Origin of the sequence: Serratia quinivorans (genome assembly GCF_052113645.1) — a bacterium.
Classification (GTDB): domain Bacteria; phylum Pseudomonadota; class Gammaproteobacteria; order Enterobacterales; family Enterobacteriaceae; genus Serratia; species Serratia quinivorans_B.
The window spans coordinates 186,589-202,837 of sequence record NZ_JBIEIU010000010.1 but is presented as its reverse complement, the minus strand read 5'-3'; the positions used below and the strand labels follow the sequence as shown (position 1 = coordinate 202,837).

The 16,249-nt window shown below is 58.2% G+C and carries 12 protein-coding genes; 9 read left to right on the top strand and 3 right to left on the bottom strand.

Annotated features, from left to right (window positions below; translation table 11 throughout):
* Positions 1-30: 30 nt before the first annotated feature.
* Positions 31-1,746, bottom strand: coding sequence for an assimilatory sulfite reductase (NADPH) hemoprotein subunit (gene cysI / locus ACGS9J_RS18745; protein ID WP_442232316.1), 1,716 nt, complete (start codon positions 1,744-1,746; stop codon positions 31-33).
* Positions 1,746-3,545 carry an NADPH-dependent assimilatory sulfite reductase flavoprotein subunit gene (gene cysJ / locus ACGS9J_RS18740; RefSeq protein ID WP_442232315.1) on the bottom strand — a complete coding sequence of 600 codons (1,800 nt, stop codon included), beginning with the start codon at positions 3,543-3,545 and terminating at the stop codon, positions 1,746-1,748. The genes cysI and cysJ overlap by 1 nt, the downstream gene beginning before the upstream one ends.
* A 437-nt stretch (positions 3,546-3,982) precedes the next feature.
* Between cysJ and queD the strand changes: the two genes are divergently transcribed.
* Positions 3,983-4,342 carry a 6-carboxytetrahydropterin synthase QueD gene (gene queD / locus ACGS9J_RS18735; protein ID WP_020825254.1) on the top strand — a complete coding sequence of 120 codons (360 nt, stop codon included), beginning with the start codon at positions 3,983-3,985 and terminating at the stop codon, positions 4,340-4,342.
* 29 nt (positions 4,343-4,371) lie between these two features.
* Here queD and queE read toward each other — a convergent pair whose 3' ends face one another.
* Positions 4,372-5,043, bottom strand: coding sequence for a 7-carboxy-7-deazaguanine synthase QueE (gene queE / locus ACGS9J_RS18730; protein ID WP_442232314.1), 672 nt, complete (start codon positions 5,041-5,043; stop codon positions 4,372-4,374).
* A 321-nt stretch (positions 5,044-5,364) separates the two neighbouring features.
* Here queE and ACGS9J_RS18725 point away from each other — a divergent pair, with 321 nt between their 5' ends.
* The 8 genes from ACGS9J_RS18725 (at position 5,365) to ACGS9J_RS18690 (ending at position 16,219) form a co-directional block, all read left to right on the top strand.
* Positions 5,365-6,711: an MFS transporter gene (locus ACGS9J_RS18725; RefSeq protein WP_442232313.1), complete on the top strand. Its 1,347-nt coding sequence runs from the start codon at positions 5,365-5,367 to the stop codon at positions 6,709-6,711.
* 463 nt (positions 6,712-7,174) lie between these two features.
* Entirely contained in the window at positions 7,175-8,866 is a 1,692-nt protein-coding gene (gene hutU, locus ACGS9J_RS18720; protein ID WP_442232312.1) for a urocanate hydratase, read from the top strand.
* The gene (hutH, locus tag ACGS9J_RS18715; RefSeq protein ID WP_442232311.1) at positions 8,863-10,398 is read left to right on the top strand and encodes a histidine ammonia-lyase; all 1,536 of its coding nucleotides are present in this window, start codon (positions 8,863-8,865) and stop codon (positions 10,396-10,398) included. The genes hutU and hutH overlap by 4 nt, the downstream gene beginning before the upstream one ends.
* Positions 10,399-10,498: 100 nt before the next feature.
* The gene (locus ACGS9J_RS18710; RefSeq protein ID WP_442232310.1) at positions 10,499-11,890 is read left to right on the top strand and encodes an amino acid permease; all 1,392 of its coding nucleotides are present in this window, start codon (positions 10,499-10,501) and stop codon (positions 11,888-11,890) included.
* A 52-nt stretch (positions 11,891-11,942) separates the two neighbouring features.
* Entirely contained in the window at positions 11,943-12,908 is a 966-nt protein-coding gene (locus ACGS9J_RS18705; RefSeq protein WP_442232309.1) for an ABC transporter substrate-binding protein, read from the top strand.
* A gap of 68 nt (positions 12,909-12,976) precedes the next feature.
* Positions 12,977-13,822 carry an ABC transporter permease gene (locus tag ACGS9J_RS18700; protein ID WP_442232308.1) on the top strand — a complete coding sequence of 282 codons (846 nt, stop codon included), beginning with the start codon at positions 12,977-12,979 and terminating at the stop codon, positions 13,820-13,822.
* 5 nt (positions 13,823-13,827) lie between these two features.
* Entirely contained in the window at positions 13,828-14,685 is an 858-nt protein-coding gene (locus ACGS9J_RS18695; RefSeq protein WP_442232307.1) for a quaternary amine ABC transporter ATP-binding protein, read from the top strand.
* A 10-nt stretch (positions 14,686-14,695) separates the two neighbouring features.
* Positions 14,696-16,219 (top strand): HAL/PAL/TAL family ammonia-lyase, encoded by a 1,524-nt coding sequence (locus ACGS9J_RS18690; RefSeq protein ID WP_442232306.1) that lies wholly within the window; start codon positions 14,696-14,698, stop codon positions 16,217-16,219.
* Positions 16,220-16,249: the final 30 nt, after the last annotated feature.

The following is a 16,249-nucleotide window of genomic DNA, read 5'->3' as shown; positions in this document are numbered from 1 at the left end:
AGCCCCCTGTGGCAGCGGGGCCAAATGGCGTCAGTCCCAGAAATCCTGCGCCGAATCAATCACCGGCTTGACCACGCCGGCGCGGATGGTGAAATCACCAAACCCTTCGCCGGTGGTACGCTCTGTGGCCCAGCGGCCCACCAGTTGGTCAATCTCTTGCAGGATCTCTTCTTCGTTAATATTTTCGCGGTACATGCGTGGAATGCGCGTGCCTTCCCGGTTGCCGCCCAGATGCAGGTTATAGCGGCCAACCGCTTTACCTACCAGGCCAATCTCCGCCAACAGCGCACGACCACAGCCGTTCGGGCAACCAGTGATGCGCAGCACGATGTGCTCGTCACCTACCCCGTGGCGATGCAGGATCCCTTCCACTTTAGTGACGAACTCCGGCAGGAAACGCTCGGCCTCCGCCATCGCCAATGGGCAGGTCGGGAAGGATACGCAGGCCATCGAGTTTTGACGCTGCTCGCTGATCCCGTCGTCGATCAACCCATGTTCACGTGCGATCGCTTCAATCTTCGCCTTTTCGCTTTCCGGCACGCCGGCGACGATCAGGTTCTGGTTGGCGGTCAGGCGGAAATCCCCTTTGTGGATCTTGGCGATCTCGGCAACGCCGGTTTTAAGCGGACGCCCCGGATAATCCAACAGGCGACCGTTCTCGATAAATAGCGTCAGGTGCCATTGGTTATCGATGCCTTTGACCCAACCGATGCGATCGCCGCGGCCGGTAAACTCGTACGGGCGGATCGGTTCAAAGGTGATGCCGGCGCGTTTTTCCACTTCGGCGCGGAAGGTATCCACCCCGACACGCTCCAGCGTGTATTTGGTTTTGGCGTTCTTGCGATCGGTACGGTTACCCCAGTCACGCTGGGTGGTCACCACCGCTTCGGCTACCGCCAACGTATGCTCCAGCGGGATATAGCCGAATTCGCTGGCTTTGCGCGCATAGGTTTTCTTGTTGCCGTGTTCAATCGACAGCCCGCCGCCCACCAGCAGGTTAAAGCCCACCAGTTTGCCGTTTTTGGCAATCGCGACAAAGTTCATGTCGTTGGCGTGCAGATCGACGTCGTTTTGCGGCGGGATCACCACCGTGGTTTTGAATTTGCGCGGCAGATAGGTTGCGCCGAGGATCGGTTCTTCGTCGGTGGTCGCCACTTTTTCCTGATCCAGCCACACTTCTGCATAGGCGCGAGTTCGCGGCAGCAGATGTTCGGAGATCTTCTTCGCCCACTCGTAGGCTTCCTGGTGCAGCTCGGACTCCACCGGGTTAGAGGTACAAAGCACGTTGCGGTTTACGTCGTTGGCAGTGGCCAGCGCGTCCAACCCCAAGCGCCCCAACAGTTGGTGAACCGGCTTAACATTGCCCTTCAAAATGCCATGGAACTGGAAGGTCTGACGGTTGGTGATGCGAATGCTGCCGTACAGCGTGCTTTCCTGCGCAAACTTATCAATGCCCAGCCACTGCTGCGGGGAAATAATGCCCCCCGGCAGACGGCAGCGCAGCATCATGGCGTGGCGCGGCTCCAGCTTCTGTTCGGCGCGTTCGGCGCGGATATCACGGTCGTCCTGCTGATACATGCCGTGGAAACGGATCAGCAGGAAGTTGTCACCGTTAAAACCGCCGGTCAGGCCGTCCTTCAGGTCTTCGGCGATGGTGCCGCGCAGGAAGTTACTGTCTTTCTTCAAACGCTCGGCATCGGTCAATTTGCCTTCGACCACCAGAGGCCCCGGGTGTTTATCACTCATCAGTAAACATCTCGCTGATAACGGCGCTCAAGGCGCAGCTCACTTAAAAATTCATCCGCCAGCTCGGTATCCATGCCACCGTGCTCGGCCACCAGTTCCAGTAATGTGTTTTCCACGTCTTTCGCCATGCGGTTCGCATCGCCACAGACGTAAATGTGCGCGCCTTCCTGGATCCAACGCCACACTTCTGCGCCCTGCTCGCGCAGTTTGTCTTGTACATAGACTTTATGCTGCTGGTCGCGTGACCAGGCCAGATCGATGCGGGTCAACAGGCCGTCTTTCACATAGCGCTGCCATTCGACCTGATACAGAAAATCTTCGGTAAAGTGCGGGTTGCCAAAGAACAGCCAGTTTTTGCCACCGGCACCGTCAGCATCACGCTGTTGCATAAAGGCGCGGAACGGTGCAATGCCGGTGCCTGGCCCAATCATGATCACCGGGGTTTCCGGGTTGGCCGGCAGACGGAAATTGTCGTTATGCTCGATGAACACCCGCACGTCGCCATCCTCTTCCAGGCGATCGGCCAGGAAACTGGAGGCGCCACCTGCGCGGGCACGGCCGTCGATGTCGTAACGCACCACGCCTACGGTAACGTGCACTTCGTTTTCGGTCTCGGCTTGCGACGAGGCAATGGAATACAAACGTGGCGTCAGCGGACGCAGCAGGCCAATCAACTGCTCAGCGTTAAGATCGGCCGGCGCTTGCCGCACCATGTCGACAATCGGCGTGTTGTGCGCGTAATGCTGCAGTGCCGCTTTATCCGCCAGCAGGCCAACCAGCTTCTCGTCGCGCGACAGAGCCGCGTATTTATCGACGATCAGCGTGGTGTTCTGCGTCAGTTCGAAATGGCTGCGCAACGCTTGCGAAAGCGGCAAAGTTTTGCCTTCCACTTCCACCGGTTCGTCACCTTTCAGCCACAGCAGTTGCACCAGTTCGTCCACCAGCGCCGGAGCGTTGTCGAACCACACGCCGAGTGCATCGCCCGGGCGGTAACGCAGGCCCGAATCGCCCAGATCGATTTCAATATGACGCACGTCTTTATCAGACGCACGGCCGGTAATTTTTTGCTTCGCCGCCAGTTGTGCGGTCAGCGGCTGCTCTTTGCTGTACGGGCTGCTGTCGATCAGGTCAACCGCGCCGCTGGCAAGCTGGCCCGGTGCGGCGTTTTCAGCCGGTGCGCGCGCTTTCAGCACCTCCACCACCTGTTTACGCCAGGCGGTAGCCAGTTCCTGGTATTCCACGTCGGCGTCTACCCGCTCCACCAGGCGTTCAGCACCCAGTTCAGCCAACTTGCCGTCGAAATCTTTACCTGACTGACAGAAGTTCTCGTAGGACGTGTCCCCTAAGCCGAAAACTGCAAATGCGGTCTCGTTAAGCTTTGGCGCTTTCTTGGAGAACAAGAATTTGTGCAGCGCAACCGCCTCTTCCGCCGGTTCACCTTCCCCCTGAGTGGAGGCGACGATCACCAGCAAACGCTCTTGGGCAATTTGCTTGAATTTGTAGTCACCGGCGTTCACCAGGGTGACGCTCAGCTTGGCAGCCAACAGATCGTCACGCAATTGTTCCGCCAGGCGGCGAGCATTGCCGGTCTGCGAAGCGGAAATCAGCGTGATGCTGGCGGCGGCGGCAGCCACCGGCGCAATGGCTACGGCGCCAGGCTGTTGATTAACCATTCCCCAGAAATAACCTGACAGCCACGCCAGCTGCGTCGGTGAATATTCACCAATCGCCGCCTGCAGGCGCGCCAGCTGTTCGGGTGTCAGCGGGAGCATAGATGTTGGAGGAGCCTGAGTCGTCATTGCAGTACTTATTTCCTATACTTGGCACCTATCCAGCCAGGTGCTCGCCAGTGTCAGTCGCTGTCTTTTCGTTCAGTCTGCGGTCCTGAAAAGATCAGGAGAGTTTGTAAGGTTACCGAGCACAATAGCAACGATTAAATAAGGGATAGCAATAATTAATAACCAAAATGACTAAGCTGTTTTTCTGGTAAGGGATAGCGCATAAAGCGTTAAGAGAGGATTTTTATCCTAATGAAAATAAAGCTGTTTTTTTATCGTTATTTGAATGAATCGCATTTACCACTCATTACCCCAACCGATAGGTCCGGTCTACACCAAACAAAAAAAGTGTTAACACCGATTGGACGACGGCGGTGGTAGACCATAGCGGTATAAATGGCAAGCAGGCTCCGTTTCCGGTAAACTTCGGCGGTTTTTGAGTCAATGAGGCCGTAATAATGGCAACCACGCTGTTTAAAGATTTTCAGTTTGAAGCCGCACACCGTTTGCCGCACGTACCTGAGGGCCATAAATGCGGCCGTCTGCACGGGCATTCGTTTATGGTGCGTCTGGAAGTGACCGGTGAAGTGGATGCCCACACCGGTTGGGTGATGGATTTCGCCGAGCTTAAAGCCGTGTTCTCCCCTATCTGGGAGCGCCTGGATCACCATTATCTGAACGATATTCCAGGATTGGAAAATCCCACCAGCGAAGTACTTGCCGCCTGGATCTGGCAACAGCTCAAACCCCAGTTGCCGGAACTGACTGCGGTGATGGTGAAAGAAACCTGTACCGCGGGATGCGTATATAAAGGTTAAAGCAAGGGCGCCCGATGGCGCCCTGAATTTTATGCGATGTTCAGATACTTATGGGTCTGCATCGACAGGCGCCAGTTGCGGGCAATACAGGTTTCAATGCACAGGCGGGTCGCCTCTTCCTTCTGGCTGATCGGCTGCAGCGCGATAATACGCGGCTTCTCATCATGCAGCGTCGCCAGCAGCGCATCCAACGCTTCGATATCGCGCTCACGTCCAACCGGATGCTTCACTTCATCCGCACGTTGCAAAGCCTGGCTCAACACTTTCATGCCACCGCGCATATTCACCTTGGGGGAAACCGTCACCCAGGTATTCGCCGAACACTGGATCTCGTGGGTGCCACTGGTTTCAATCTGGCAGCCGTAGCCGTTGTCTTCCAGCAACTGGGTCAGCGGAGTCAGATCGTAAATGCAGGGTTCGCCGCCGGTGATCACCACGTGGCGTGCGGTATAACCCTGCTGACGTATCACCGCCAGCAACTGCTCGGCGCTGGCGCTACCCCAGGCGTCGCTCTCTTCGGTTTTCACCAGGATCCGTTGCATATCCACTTCCCGATTGGCTTCCTTTTCCCAGGTATGTTTGGTATCGCACCAGCTGCATCCCACCGGGCAGCCCTGCAGGCGGATAAAAATGGCCGGAACGCCGGTGAAAAAGCCTTCGCCCTGCAAGGTTTGGAACATTTCATTAATCGGGTACTGCATCGGTTTCTCAATCTGGAAAGGTAAAAAGAGATTATCGCAGATTCCAGCCCGGCGACCAAACCGGCGAAATTGTATTAAATTTTATCCTCCGCCCTCTTGCCAGCCGATCTCACCGGCTATGCGCTTCATTTAATTCGCTTCCTGAGCCGTCTCCTTGCACTGACGATGTAATCTGCTTCGCAAAAACAACATTTATTTAACGCATAAGATAAATATATTTGACATAAAGCGCCGTCGCGCAGATGTATATACAGGCAAGCACAAGTCGGACATCAGTTCCGGCGGTTCATCCACACAATCACATCTGCGTTAGAGGGTGCCATGGCTCATTCCACCGAGTTGAATATTCAGCAGGCCATCGACGACAGCAAATTCTCGCTGTTTCACTGGACCTTGATCATTTTGGGATTTCTGATCCTGGCCATTGATGGCTTTGACACTGCGGCAATGGGGTATATCGCCCCTTCGGTCGCCAAAGACTGGGGCATTGTGAAACAAGATCTCGGCCCGGTGCTGAGCGCCGCGTTGCTGGGTCTGTCACTCGGTGCGCTGGTCGCCGGGCCGATCTCGGACCGTATCGGCCGCAAGCGGGTACTGGTGTTTTCTTGCCTGTTCTTCGGGCTGTCGAGTCTGGCCACCGCCTATGCCGGTTCGCTCAATAGCCTGACGCTGTGGCGCTTCCTCACCGGTCTGGGACTGGGCGCGGCGATGCCGAACGCCATCACGCTGATTTCCGAATATGCGCCGCAGCGCTGCCGTTCGCTGGCGATTAACACCATGTACTGCGGTTTCCCGTTGGGTGCAGCCGGCGGCGGCGCGATTTCGTCGTGGCTGATCCCGGCCTATGGCTGGCACAGCGTGCTGCTGCTGGGCGCGATCGCTCCGTTAGTGCTGACGGTATTGTTGATCCTGTTCCTGCCGGAATCAGTGAAGTACATGGTGAACCGCGGCAAGGATGCGATCAAAATCAAACGCATCGCCCAACGTTTTGTCAGCCAGGATCTCGATAAAGTGACGCGCTTCTTTCTGTATGAAGAGAAGCTGGCGCAGTCAAAAACCAGCGTCGGTCTGTTGTTCACCCGCCCTTATCTGACCGGCACGCTGATGCTGTGGCTGACGTACTTTATGGGCCTGGTGATTTATTACGTGCTGCTGAGCTGGATGCCGATCCTGATGCAGGGTCTGGGCTATCAGTTGGAGCAGTCGGCCATTCTGACCTCGCTGTTCACCTTCGGCGGTACCCTCGGCATTCTGGTGGCCGGCTGGCTGATGGATCGCTGGAACGCGCATAAAGTGGTGTCGAGTGGCTTTGTCATTACCGCCCTGCTGATTGTGGCGATGGCGACCGAGGACAGCCACATCGTCCTGCTGGGCACCTTTATCTTCCTGATGGGCATCACCATGAACGGTGCGCAGTCCGGTCTGCAAACGCTGGCGGCCACCTTCTACCCGACCCACAGTCGTGCAACCGGCATTGCCTGGATGCAGGGCATCGGCCGCTTTGGCGGCGTGGCTGGGACCATGATGGGCGCACAGCTGCTGGCCATGCAGTGGGAAGTGCAGAGTATCTTGATGTTCCTGTGCGTACCGGCGTTGATCGCCGCCATCGCTACAGTTTTCAAAATGACTCGAAGAGCGGTGCTGCAACCGGCTGACAAACCCGTATAAGGGCTAAACCGGTAGGGGTCGAACATGTTCGACCCGATTTAACCCATTGATTATGCTATTGGGCGCAGCATGCGGCGCCCCTACCACAAAACAACACAGCACTCTGTCAACGGCTTCACCCCCTCCAGCGATAGGACTTTTTTATCGTTCGCCCTAACTTGTAATAGGTATGTAAAATTATTGTGATTTAACGCTCAAAAATGACCCGTTTTTAATTCATTTTTGTTGAATAGCTCACTGTTCTCTAGCGTCCACCTAATGGGCCTGACGCCAAATACAGCTACATATCATTGATTAAAAACAAAAATAACTTTCTCTTATGCCATTTAGGCCGCCCACAGGTCAGTGTTGCATATGCTTGTACATACAAGTATATGTTAATAAACCCTACGCATTGTTATGGCGTGGTGATTTACCCCACCGCACCATGGGATCTGCACCGATACTGTTTGAGGAAAATGCTGTGACTGCAAATAACAAAGTTCGCAATGTCGATGTACGTGCGCCACGCGGCACAAAATTAAATGCAAAAAGCTGGCTGACCGAAGCGCCGTTGCGCATGCTGATGAACAACCTCGATCCTGAAGTGGCGGAAAACCCGCATGAGCTGGTGGTATACGGCGGTATCGGCCGCGCCGCACGTGATTGGGACTGCTACGACAAAATTGTCGCCACCCTGAAAACCCTGGAAGACGACGAAACGCTGCTGGTCCAGTCCGGCAAGCCGGTCGGGGTATTCAAAACCCACAGCAACGCGCCACGCGTGCTGATTGCCAACTCTAACCTGGTGCCACACTGGGCGACCTGGGAACACTTTAACGAACTGGACGCCAAAGGCCTGGCCATGTACGGCCAGATGACCGCCGGCAGCTGGATCTACATCGGCAGCCAGGGCATCGTCCAGGGAACCTACGAGACCTTCGTGGAAGCGGGTCGCCAGCACTACGACGGCAGCCTGCAGGGCCGCTGGGTACTGACCGCCGGTCTGGGCGGCATGGGTGGCGCGCAGCCGCTGGCCGCTACGCTGGCAGGTGCCTGCTCACTGAACATCGAATGCCAACAAAGCCGCATCGATTTCCGTCTGAAAACCCGCTATGTCGATGAACAGGCGACGGATCTGGACGACGCGCTGGCCCGCATCAAGAAATACACTGCCGAAGGCAAAGCCATCTCCATCGCCCTGTGCGGTAATGCGGCAGACATTCTGCCGGAGCTGGTACGCCGCGGCGTTCGCCCGGACATGGTCACCGACCAGACCAGCGCCCACGATCCGCTGAATGGCTACCTGCCAAAAGGCTGGAGCTGGGAAGAGTACCGTCAGCGCGCGCAGACCGAACCGGCTCAGGTGGTTATCGCCGCCAAACAGTCGATGGCCGAACACGTCGAAGCCATGCTGGCCTTCCAGAAAATGGGCGTGCCGACCTTCGACTACGGCAACAACATTCGCCAGATGGCGAAAGAAATGGGCGTCAGCAATGCCTTCGATTTCCCTGGCTTCGTACCGGCTTACATCCGTCCTCTGTTCTGTCGCGGCATCGGTCCGTTCCGCTGGGCTGCACTGTCCGGCGATCCGCAAGACATCTACAAAACCGACGCCATGGTTAAAGAACTGATCCCAGATGACGAACATCTGCACCGCTGGCTGGATATGGCCCGCGAGCGCATCAGCTTCCAGGGCCTGCCGGCACGTATCTGCTGGGTCGGTCTGGGCCAACGCGCCAAGCTGGGTCTGGCGTTCAACGAAATGGTCCGCAGCGGCGAACTGTCCGCGCCAATCGTCATCGGCCGTGACCATCTGGACTCCGGCTCCGTCGCCAGCCCGAACCGTGAAACCGAATCGATGCAAGACGGTTCAGACGCCGTTTCCGACTGGCCGCTGCTCAACGCCCTGCTCAATACCGCCAGCGGCGCGACCTGGGTTTCTCTGCACCACGGCGGGGGTGTCGGCATGGGTTTCTCCCAGCACTCCGGCATGGTTATCGTTTGTGACGGCACCGATGAAGCCGCCGAACGTATCGCCCGCGTATTGCATAATGACCCTGCCACTGGCGTGATGCGTCACGCCGATGCCGGTTACGACATCGCTATTGAATGCGCCCGCGAGCAAGGTTTGAACCTGCCGATGGTGGCCGCGACTCAAGGAGACAAAGCATGAAAGCGCTGACTATCCGCCCCGGCCAACTGACTCTGGCCCAACTGCGCGAAGTTTATCAACACCCGGTGACCCTGCAGCTGGATGACAACGCCTACGCCGCTATCCAGCAGAGCGTCGCCCTGGTTGAACGTATTGTTGAAGAAGATCGCACCACTTACGGCATTAACACCGGTTTCGGCCTGCTGGCATCCACCCGCATCGCCCGCGAAGATCTGGAAAACCTGCAACGTTCGATTGTGCTGTCGCACGCCGCCGGGGTTGGCGCACCGACCGACGACAGTCTGGTTCGCCTGATTATGGTGTTGAAGATCAACAGCCTGTCGCGCGGCTTCTCAGGTATCCGTCTGGAAGTGATCCAGGCGCTGATGGCCTTGGTCAACGCCGAAGTTTACCCGCATATCCCGCTGAAAGGCTCCGTAGGCGCTTCCGGCGACCTGGCACCGCTGGCGCACATGAGTCTGGTGCTGCTGGGTGAAGGCAAGGCCCGTTATCAGGGTGAATGGCTGCCTGCCACCGAAGCGCTGGCCAAAGCGGGTCTGAAACCGCTGACGCTGGCAGCCAAAGAAGGCCTGGCGCTGCTGAACGGCACCCAGGTTTCCGCCGCCTTTGCCCTGCGCGGCCTGTTTGACGTAGAAGACCTGTACGCCGCAGCAACAGTCACCGGCAGCCTGACGGTGGAAGCCGCTCTGGGTTCACGCAGCCCGTTTGATGCGCGTATTCATGCCGTACGTGGTCAGCGCGGCCAGATCGACGCCGCCGCCGCCTACCGCCACCTGCTGGGCGAGCGCAGCGAAGTGTCTGATTCGCATCGCAACTGCGACAAGGTGCAGGATCCGTACTCCCTGCGCTGCCAACCGCAGGTGATGGGCGCCTGCCTGACGCAGATCCGCCAGGCCAGTGAAGTGTTGGAAATCGAAGCCAACGCCGTGTCCGATAACCCGTTGGTGTTCGCGGAGCAGGGCGACGTGTTGTCCGGCGGCAACTTCCACGCTGAGCCGGTCGCGATGGCCGCCGACAATCTGGCGCTGGCGTTTGCCGAAATCGGCTCGCTGTCCGAGCGTCGTATCTCGCTGATGATGGATAAGCACATGTCGCAACTGCCGCCGTTCCTGGTGGACAACGGCGGCGTGAACTCCGGCTTTATGATTGCCCAGGTGACCGCCGCGGCGCTGACCAGCGAAAACAAAGCGCTGGCGCACCCGGCCAGCGTCGACAGCATCCCGACCTCCGCCAACCAGGAAGACCATGTTTCCATGGCGCCGGCCGCCGGTCGCCGTCTGTGGGAAATGGCGGAAAACGTGCGTGGCATTCTGGCCGTCGAATGGCTGGCTGCCTGTCAGGGGTTGGATTTGCGCAAGGGCCTGAAAACCACCGAAAGTCTGGAGCAGGCACGCCGCGTGCTGCGCGAGCAAGTCAGTTACTACGACAAGGATCGTTTCTTCGCCCCCGACATTGAAGCTGCCAGCCTGCTGCTGGCGGCCGGTCATCTGACTTCGCTGATGCCTGCAGCGCTGCTGCCCAGCCAAGCATAAATAATACCTACCACGCAGTTTGTTCTGTCCCACCGGGTGAGTTCCACCCGGTGCGGATAGCGCGTGCCTGTTCTGCCGTAAAAACTCGACGGGAAGCAACATGCATAACGAAACAACACAACTCAGACGCGGATTAAACGCGCGACATATCCGCTTTATGGCGCTCGGCTCAGCCATCGGCACCGGTCTGTTCTACGGTTCCGCAGGGGCGATCCAACTGGCCGGTCCTGCGGTGCTGCTGGCTTATCTGGTCGGCGGTGCGGCGGTCTTTATGGTGATGCGCGCGCTGGGCGAGATGGCGGTACACCAGCCGGTCTCCGGCTCCTTCGGCCATTACGCCAGCCACTACCTGGGTCCGTTGGCCGGTTTCCTCACCGGCTGGACCTACACCTTCGAAATGGTGATTGTCGCCCTGGCGGACGTGACCGCCTTTGGCATCTACATGGGGCTGTGGTTCCCGGACGTCGCCCAATGGGTGTGGGTGCTCAGCATTATCATGTTCATCGGCGCGCTCAACCTGTGCAGCGTGAAAGTGTTCGGCGAAATGGAATTCTGGCTGTCGTTGATCAAGGTCGCGGCGATTGTCGCCATGATCATCGGCGGCGCGGCGGTGATGCTGTTTGGTTTCGGCCAGACCCAGCACGCCACCGGCCTCAGTAACCTGTGGCAGCACGGCGGCTTTATGCCTAACGGCATCGGCGGCGTGATCGCCTCGCTGGCGGTGGTGATGTTTGCCTTCGGCGGCATTGAGATCATCGGTATTACCGCCAGCGAGGCCAAAGACCCCGCCAAGGTGCTGCCGAAAGCGATCAATGCAGTGCCGATTCGCATTCTGTTGTTCTACGTGCTGACACTGCTGGTGCTGATGGCGATTTATCCGTGGAACAGCATCGGCCAAAACGGCAGCCCGTTTGTCGAGATCTTCAGCAATCTGGGCATCAGTTCCGCCGCCAACGTGCTGAATGTGGTGGTGATCACCGCCGCAATCTCCGCCATCAACAGCGACATCTTCGGTGCGGGCCGCATGATGTACGGCATGGCGCAGGAAGGCCAGGCGCCAAAAAGCTTCACCCGGCTGACCGGTAACGGCGTGCCCTGGATGACGGTATTGGTCATGTCGATCGCCCTGCTGTTGGGCGTGGTGCTCAACTACCTGATCCCAAAACAGGTGTTTATGATCATTGCCTCGATCGCCACCTTCGCGACCGTCTGGGTATGGCTGATGATCCTGCTGTCACAAATTGCCATGCGTCGCACGCTGACGCCGCAAGAGGTCAGCAAACTGAGCTTCCCGGTGCCGTGGTGGCCGGTCGCACCTGCGCTGGCGACGGTATTTATGCTGTTCGTCATCGGCCTGCTCGGTTACTTCGAAGACAGCCGCATCGCCCTGTACGTCGGGCTGGTGTGGGTAGCCTTCCTTACCCTGGCTTACTGGTTGTGGGTACGTAAAAAAGGCGGGGGTTCACCCGTCACGTCCTCACCACAGTATTAATCTCACGAGCCCGCCGTTCCCGGGCTCTTCGTCATTAAAGTGGAGTATCACTATGCAAACACGACATAAATTATGGATACCGCTGATCGCGCTCGGACTGATGACAGGCAGCCTGTCCGCACGCGCAGCAGGCTGGTGCGAATCCGGCAAGCCAGTCAAGTTCGCCGGGCTGAACTGGGAAAGCGGCATGCTGCTGACCGACGTCATGCAATACGTGCTGCAAAAGGGTTACGACTGCAAAACCGACGCGCTGCCGGGCAACTCCATCACCATGGAGCAGGCGGTCGGTACCAACGATATCCAGGTGTTCGCCGAAGAGTGGATTGGCCGCAGTGAAGTGTGGAACAAGGCCGAGAAAGCCGGCAAAGCGGTCAGCGTCGGCGCACCGATTGTCGGTGCGGTGGAAGGCTGGTACGTACCGCGCTATGTGATTGAAGGCGATGCCAAGCGCAAATTGAAACCGCTGGCGCCGGATCTGAAAAGCATCCCGGATCTGGCCAAATATGTGCAGGTATTTCGCGATCAGGAAGAGCCGGACAAAGGCCGCTTCTACAACTGCCCTGCCGGCTGGACCTGCGAACTGGACAACAGCGCGATCCTGAAAAAATTCAAGTTGGACGACAAGTTCACCAACTTCCGCCCCGGCACCGGCCCGGCGCTGGATACCGCGATCCTTTCCAGCTACCGCCGCGGCGAACCTATCCTCTTCTACTACTGGTCACCGACCCCGATCATGGGCCAGCTCGATCTGGTGAAACTGGAAGAACCGGGCGTGGACAAGAACATTCACATCAAGGTCGGCATTTCCAGCGTGTTTAACCAGCAGGCACCTGAGCTGGTGCAGGTGCTGGCAAAAGTGAATCTGCCGCTCGATTTGATTAACCAGAATCTGGCGCGCATGAGCAAGGAACGCATCAGCTCCCAGAAGCTGGCGCTGGAGTTCTTCAAACAACACCCGGATATCTGGAAACAGTGGGTCAGCGAAGACGCAGCGAAAAAAATTCAGGCTTCCTTGTAACCACTTTGGCATTCAGTAAACACCCACCCGCAACCGGATAGGTTTCGGGCCAGACAGGGGAAAAACTTATGTTTCCAGAACGCTTTACCTTCTCCATCGCCGATTGGATCAATCGCTGGGTCGATGTGCTGGTCACCAACTACGGCGATATGTTCCGCAAGATCTCCGACACGCTGCTGTGGGCGGTGATCCACCTCGAAAGCCTGCTGCGCGCCACTCCATGGTGGCTGATGTTGGCCGTGGTGGGGCTACTGGCCTGGCACGCTACCCGCCGCTGGTTGCCAACGCTGGTGATCGTCGGCCTGTTGCTGTTGGTCGGCACCGCCGGGATGTGGGACAAATTGATGCAAACCCTGGCACTGGTGCTGGTCGCCACGCTGCTGGCGGTGATTATCGGTATTCCGCTGGGCGTATTGGCGGCGCGCAACGATCGCATACGCGCGGTGATGATGCCGCTGATGGACGTGATGCAAACCATGCCGAGCTTCGTCTACCTGATCCCGGTGCTGATGCTGTTCGGTCTGGGCAAGGTGCCGGCGATCCTGGCGACGGTGATCTACGCCACGCCACCGTTGATCCGCCTGACCGATTTGGGCATCCGCCAGGTGGACAAGGAAGTGATGGAATCCGTCACCGCCTTTGGTGCCAACCGTTGGCAGAAGCTGTTCGGCGTGCAGTTACCGCTGGCGCTGCCGAGCATCATGGCCGGTATCAACCAGACCACCATGATGTCGCTGTCGATGGTGGTCGTCGCGTCGATGATCGGCGCTCGTGGGCTGGGCGAAGACGTACTGGTGGGTATCCAGACGCTGAACGTGGGCCTGGGGCTGGAAGCCGGACTGGCGATCGTTATTCTGGCCGTGGTCATTGACCGCATCACTCAGGCTTACGGCCGCTCCGCCGTTGCGAGGTAATCCCGATGAACAAAATAGAAATCAAAAACGTCTACAAGATCTTCGGCCACAAGACGGCAGCGGCGCTGGCGTTGAGCCAGCAGGGTAAAACCAAGCAGGAAGTGCAGGCCGCGACAGACTGCGTGATCGGCGTGCACGATCTGTCGATGTCGATCGAAGCCGGTGAGATCTTCGTGATCATGGGCCTGTCCGGATCGGGAAAATCCACCCTGGTGCGTCACTTCAACCGCCTGATCGATCCCACCAGCGGCCAGATCCTGGTGGATGGCGAAGATATTCTGCGCTACGACGAAAAACAGCTTGAGCACTTCCGCCGCCACAAGATCAGCATGGTGTTCCAGAGCTTTGGCCTGCTGCCGCACAAGACGGTGCTGGACAACGTGGGCTACGGTCTGAAAGTGCGCGGCGAGAATAAAGAGCTGTATCAGGAACGCGCGCGGCATTGGATCAATACCGTTGGGCTGCAGGGTTACGAGAAATCATACCCGCATCAACTCTCCGGCGGCATGCGTCAACGCGTCGGCCTGGCGCGTGCGCTGGCTACCGATACCGATATCATTTTGCTGGACGAAGCCTTCAGCGCACTGGATCCGTTGATCCGCGCCGAGATGCAGGATCAACTGCTGGCACTGCAAAAAGAACTGCACAAGACGCTGGTGTTTATCACCCACGATCTGGATGAGGCGGTTCGCATCGGTAACCGGATCGCGATCCTCAAAGACGGCAAACTGATCCAGGTCGGCACGCCGCAGGACATTCTTAACAACCCGGCCGACGAGTACGTTAACCGCTTTGTGCAACGCCGTCTGGCGCTGGATGAAAACGTGCAGAAACCGCGCCCAATGATGGTGGCCCGTGCCTGAGGATCCCAAGATGCATTATCCCTCTTCAGTAGAGATCGACCGCCAGTCGCTGCGCTGGCAGGATGTGGTGGCAGTAGCGCGACATCAGGCGCCGCTGAGTCTTTCTGACGCCGCCTGGGCACGTATCGAGAATGCGCAGGCCATCGTGCAGCAAATCGTCTCCAGCGAACAACGCGCCTATGGCGTCAACACCGGTCTGGGCGCGTTGTGCAACCAGGCACTGCACGGCGAACAATTGGCACAGCTATCGCGCAATACCTTGATGAGCCACGCCTGCGGGGTGGGTACACCGCTGAGCGATGAGCAAACCCGTGCCATTATTTGCTGCGCCATCGTTAACTACAGCCACGGCAAGTCCGGCATTCAGCGACCGGTGGTTGAAGCGCTGCTGGCGTTGCTGAACCGCGGTGTCACTCCACAGGTCCCGTCGCAGGGTTCGGTCGGTTACCTGACCCATATGGCACACGTCGGCGTAACCCTGCTCGGGCTGGGTGAGGCCAGCTATCGCGGACAGGTCGTCGCTGCCGCCCAGGCGCTGGCGGAGGAAGGCATTGCGCTGCCGCCGCTCGGGGCCAAAGATGGCCTGTGTCTGGTCAACGGCACGCCTTGCATGACCGGATTAAGCTGTCTGGCGCTAGCCGATGCCTGGCGGCTGGCGCGCTGGGCGGATGTGTTGGGTGCCATGAGTTTTGAGGCATTACGCGGGCAAATCGCCGCCTTCGACGAAGAAATATTGGCGTTGAAACCGCATCCAGGCATGCAACGGGTGGGCAGGAATCTGCGGGCCCTGCTGAACGACAGCGCAGTGATAGCCGCCAGCAAAGGGATCCGCACTCAGGATGCGTTGAGCATCCGCTCCATTCCGCAGGTGCACGGCGCCTGTCGCGATCAAATTGTCCATGCCGAACGGCAAATTGAAACCGAACTGAACGGCATCTCCGATAATCCGCTGCTGCTCGGCACCCCGGATAACTTCCGCGTGATGTCACAGGCCAATCCGCACGGTGAATCGGTGGCCATGGCCGCCGATCTGCTGGCCATCGCTATCGCCGAACTCGGCGGCATTGCAGAACGGCGTATCGATCGGCTGATTAACCCGCTGGTCAGCGGTCTGCCCCCATTCCTGGTCAGTGAGCCGGGTGTCAATTCCGGCATGATGATCGCCCAATACGTGGCGGCCTCGCTGTGCGCAGAGAACCGGCAACTGGCACAGCCTTGCGTGGTGGATAACTATGTCACTTCGGCGCTACAGGAAGATCACCTCAGTCTGGGCACCGGTGCCGCGTTGCGGCTGCATAAGTTGCTGGCCAACGTTAACCAAATCCTGGCGATTGAGTACCTGCTGGCGGCACAGGCATTCGAGTTTTTGCAACCGCAGCGCTTTGGCGACGGCACCGGGCGCGCCTGGCGACAGCTGCGCCAAAGGGTAGAGCCTTACCATCAGGATCGCTGGTTGGCACCGGATATTGCCCGCTGCGCCGCACTGTTGCAGGACGAACAGGCACTGGCGGAGATTGCCCCAAGGCTAAGCTAATACCCGCCCCTGCCCTGCTGGGCAGGGGCA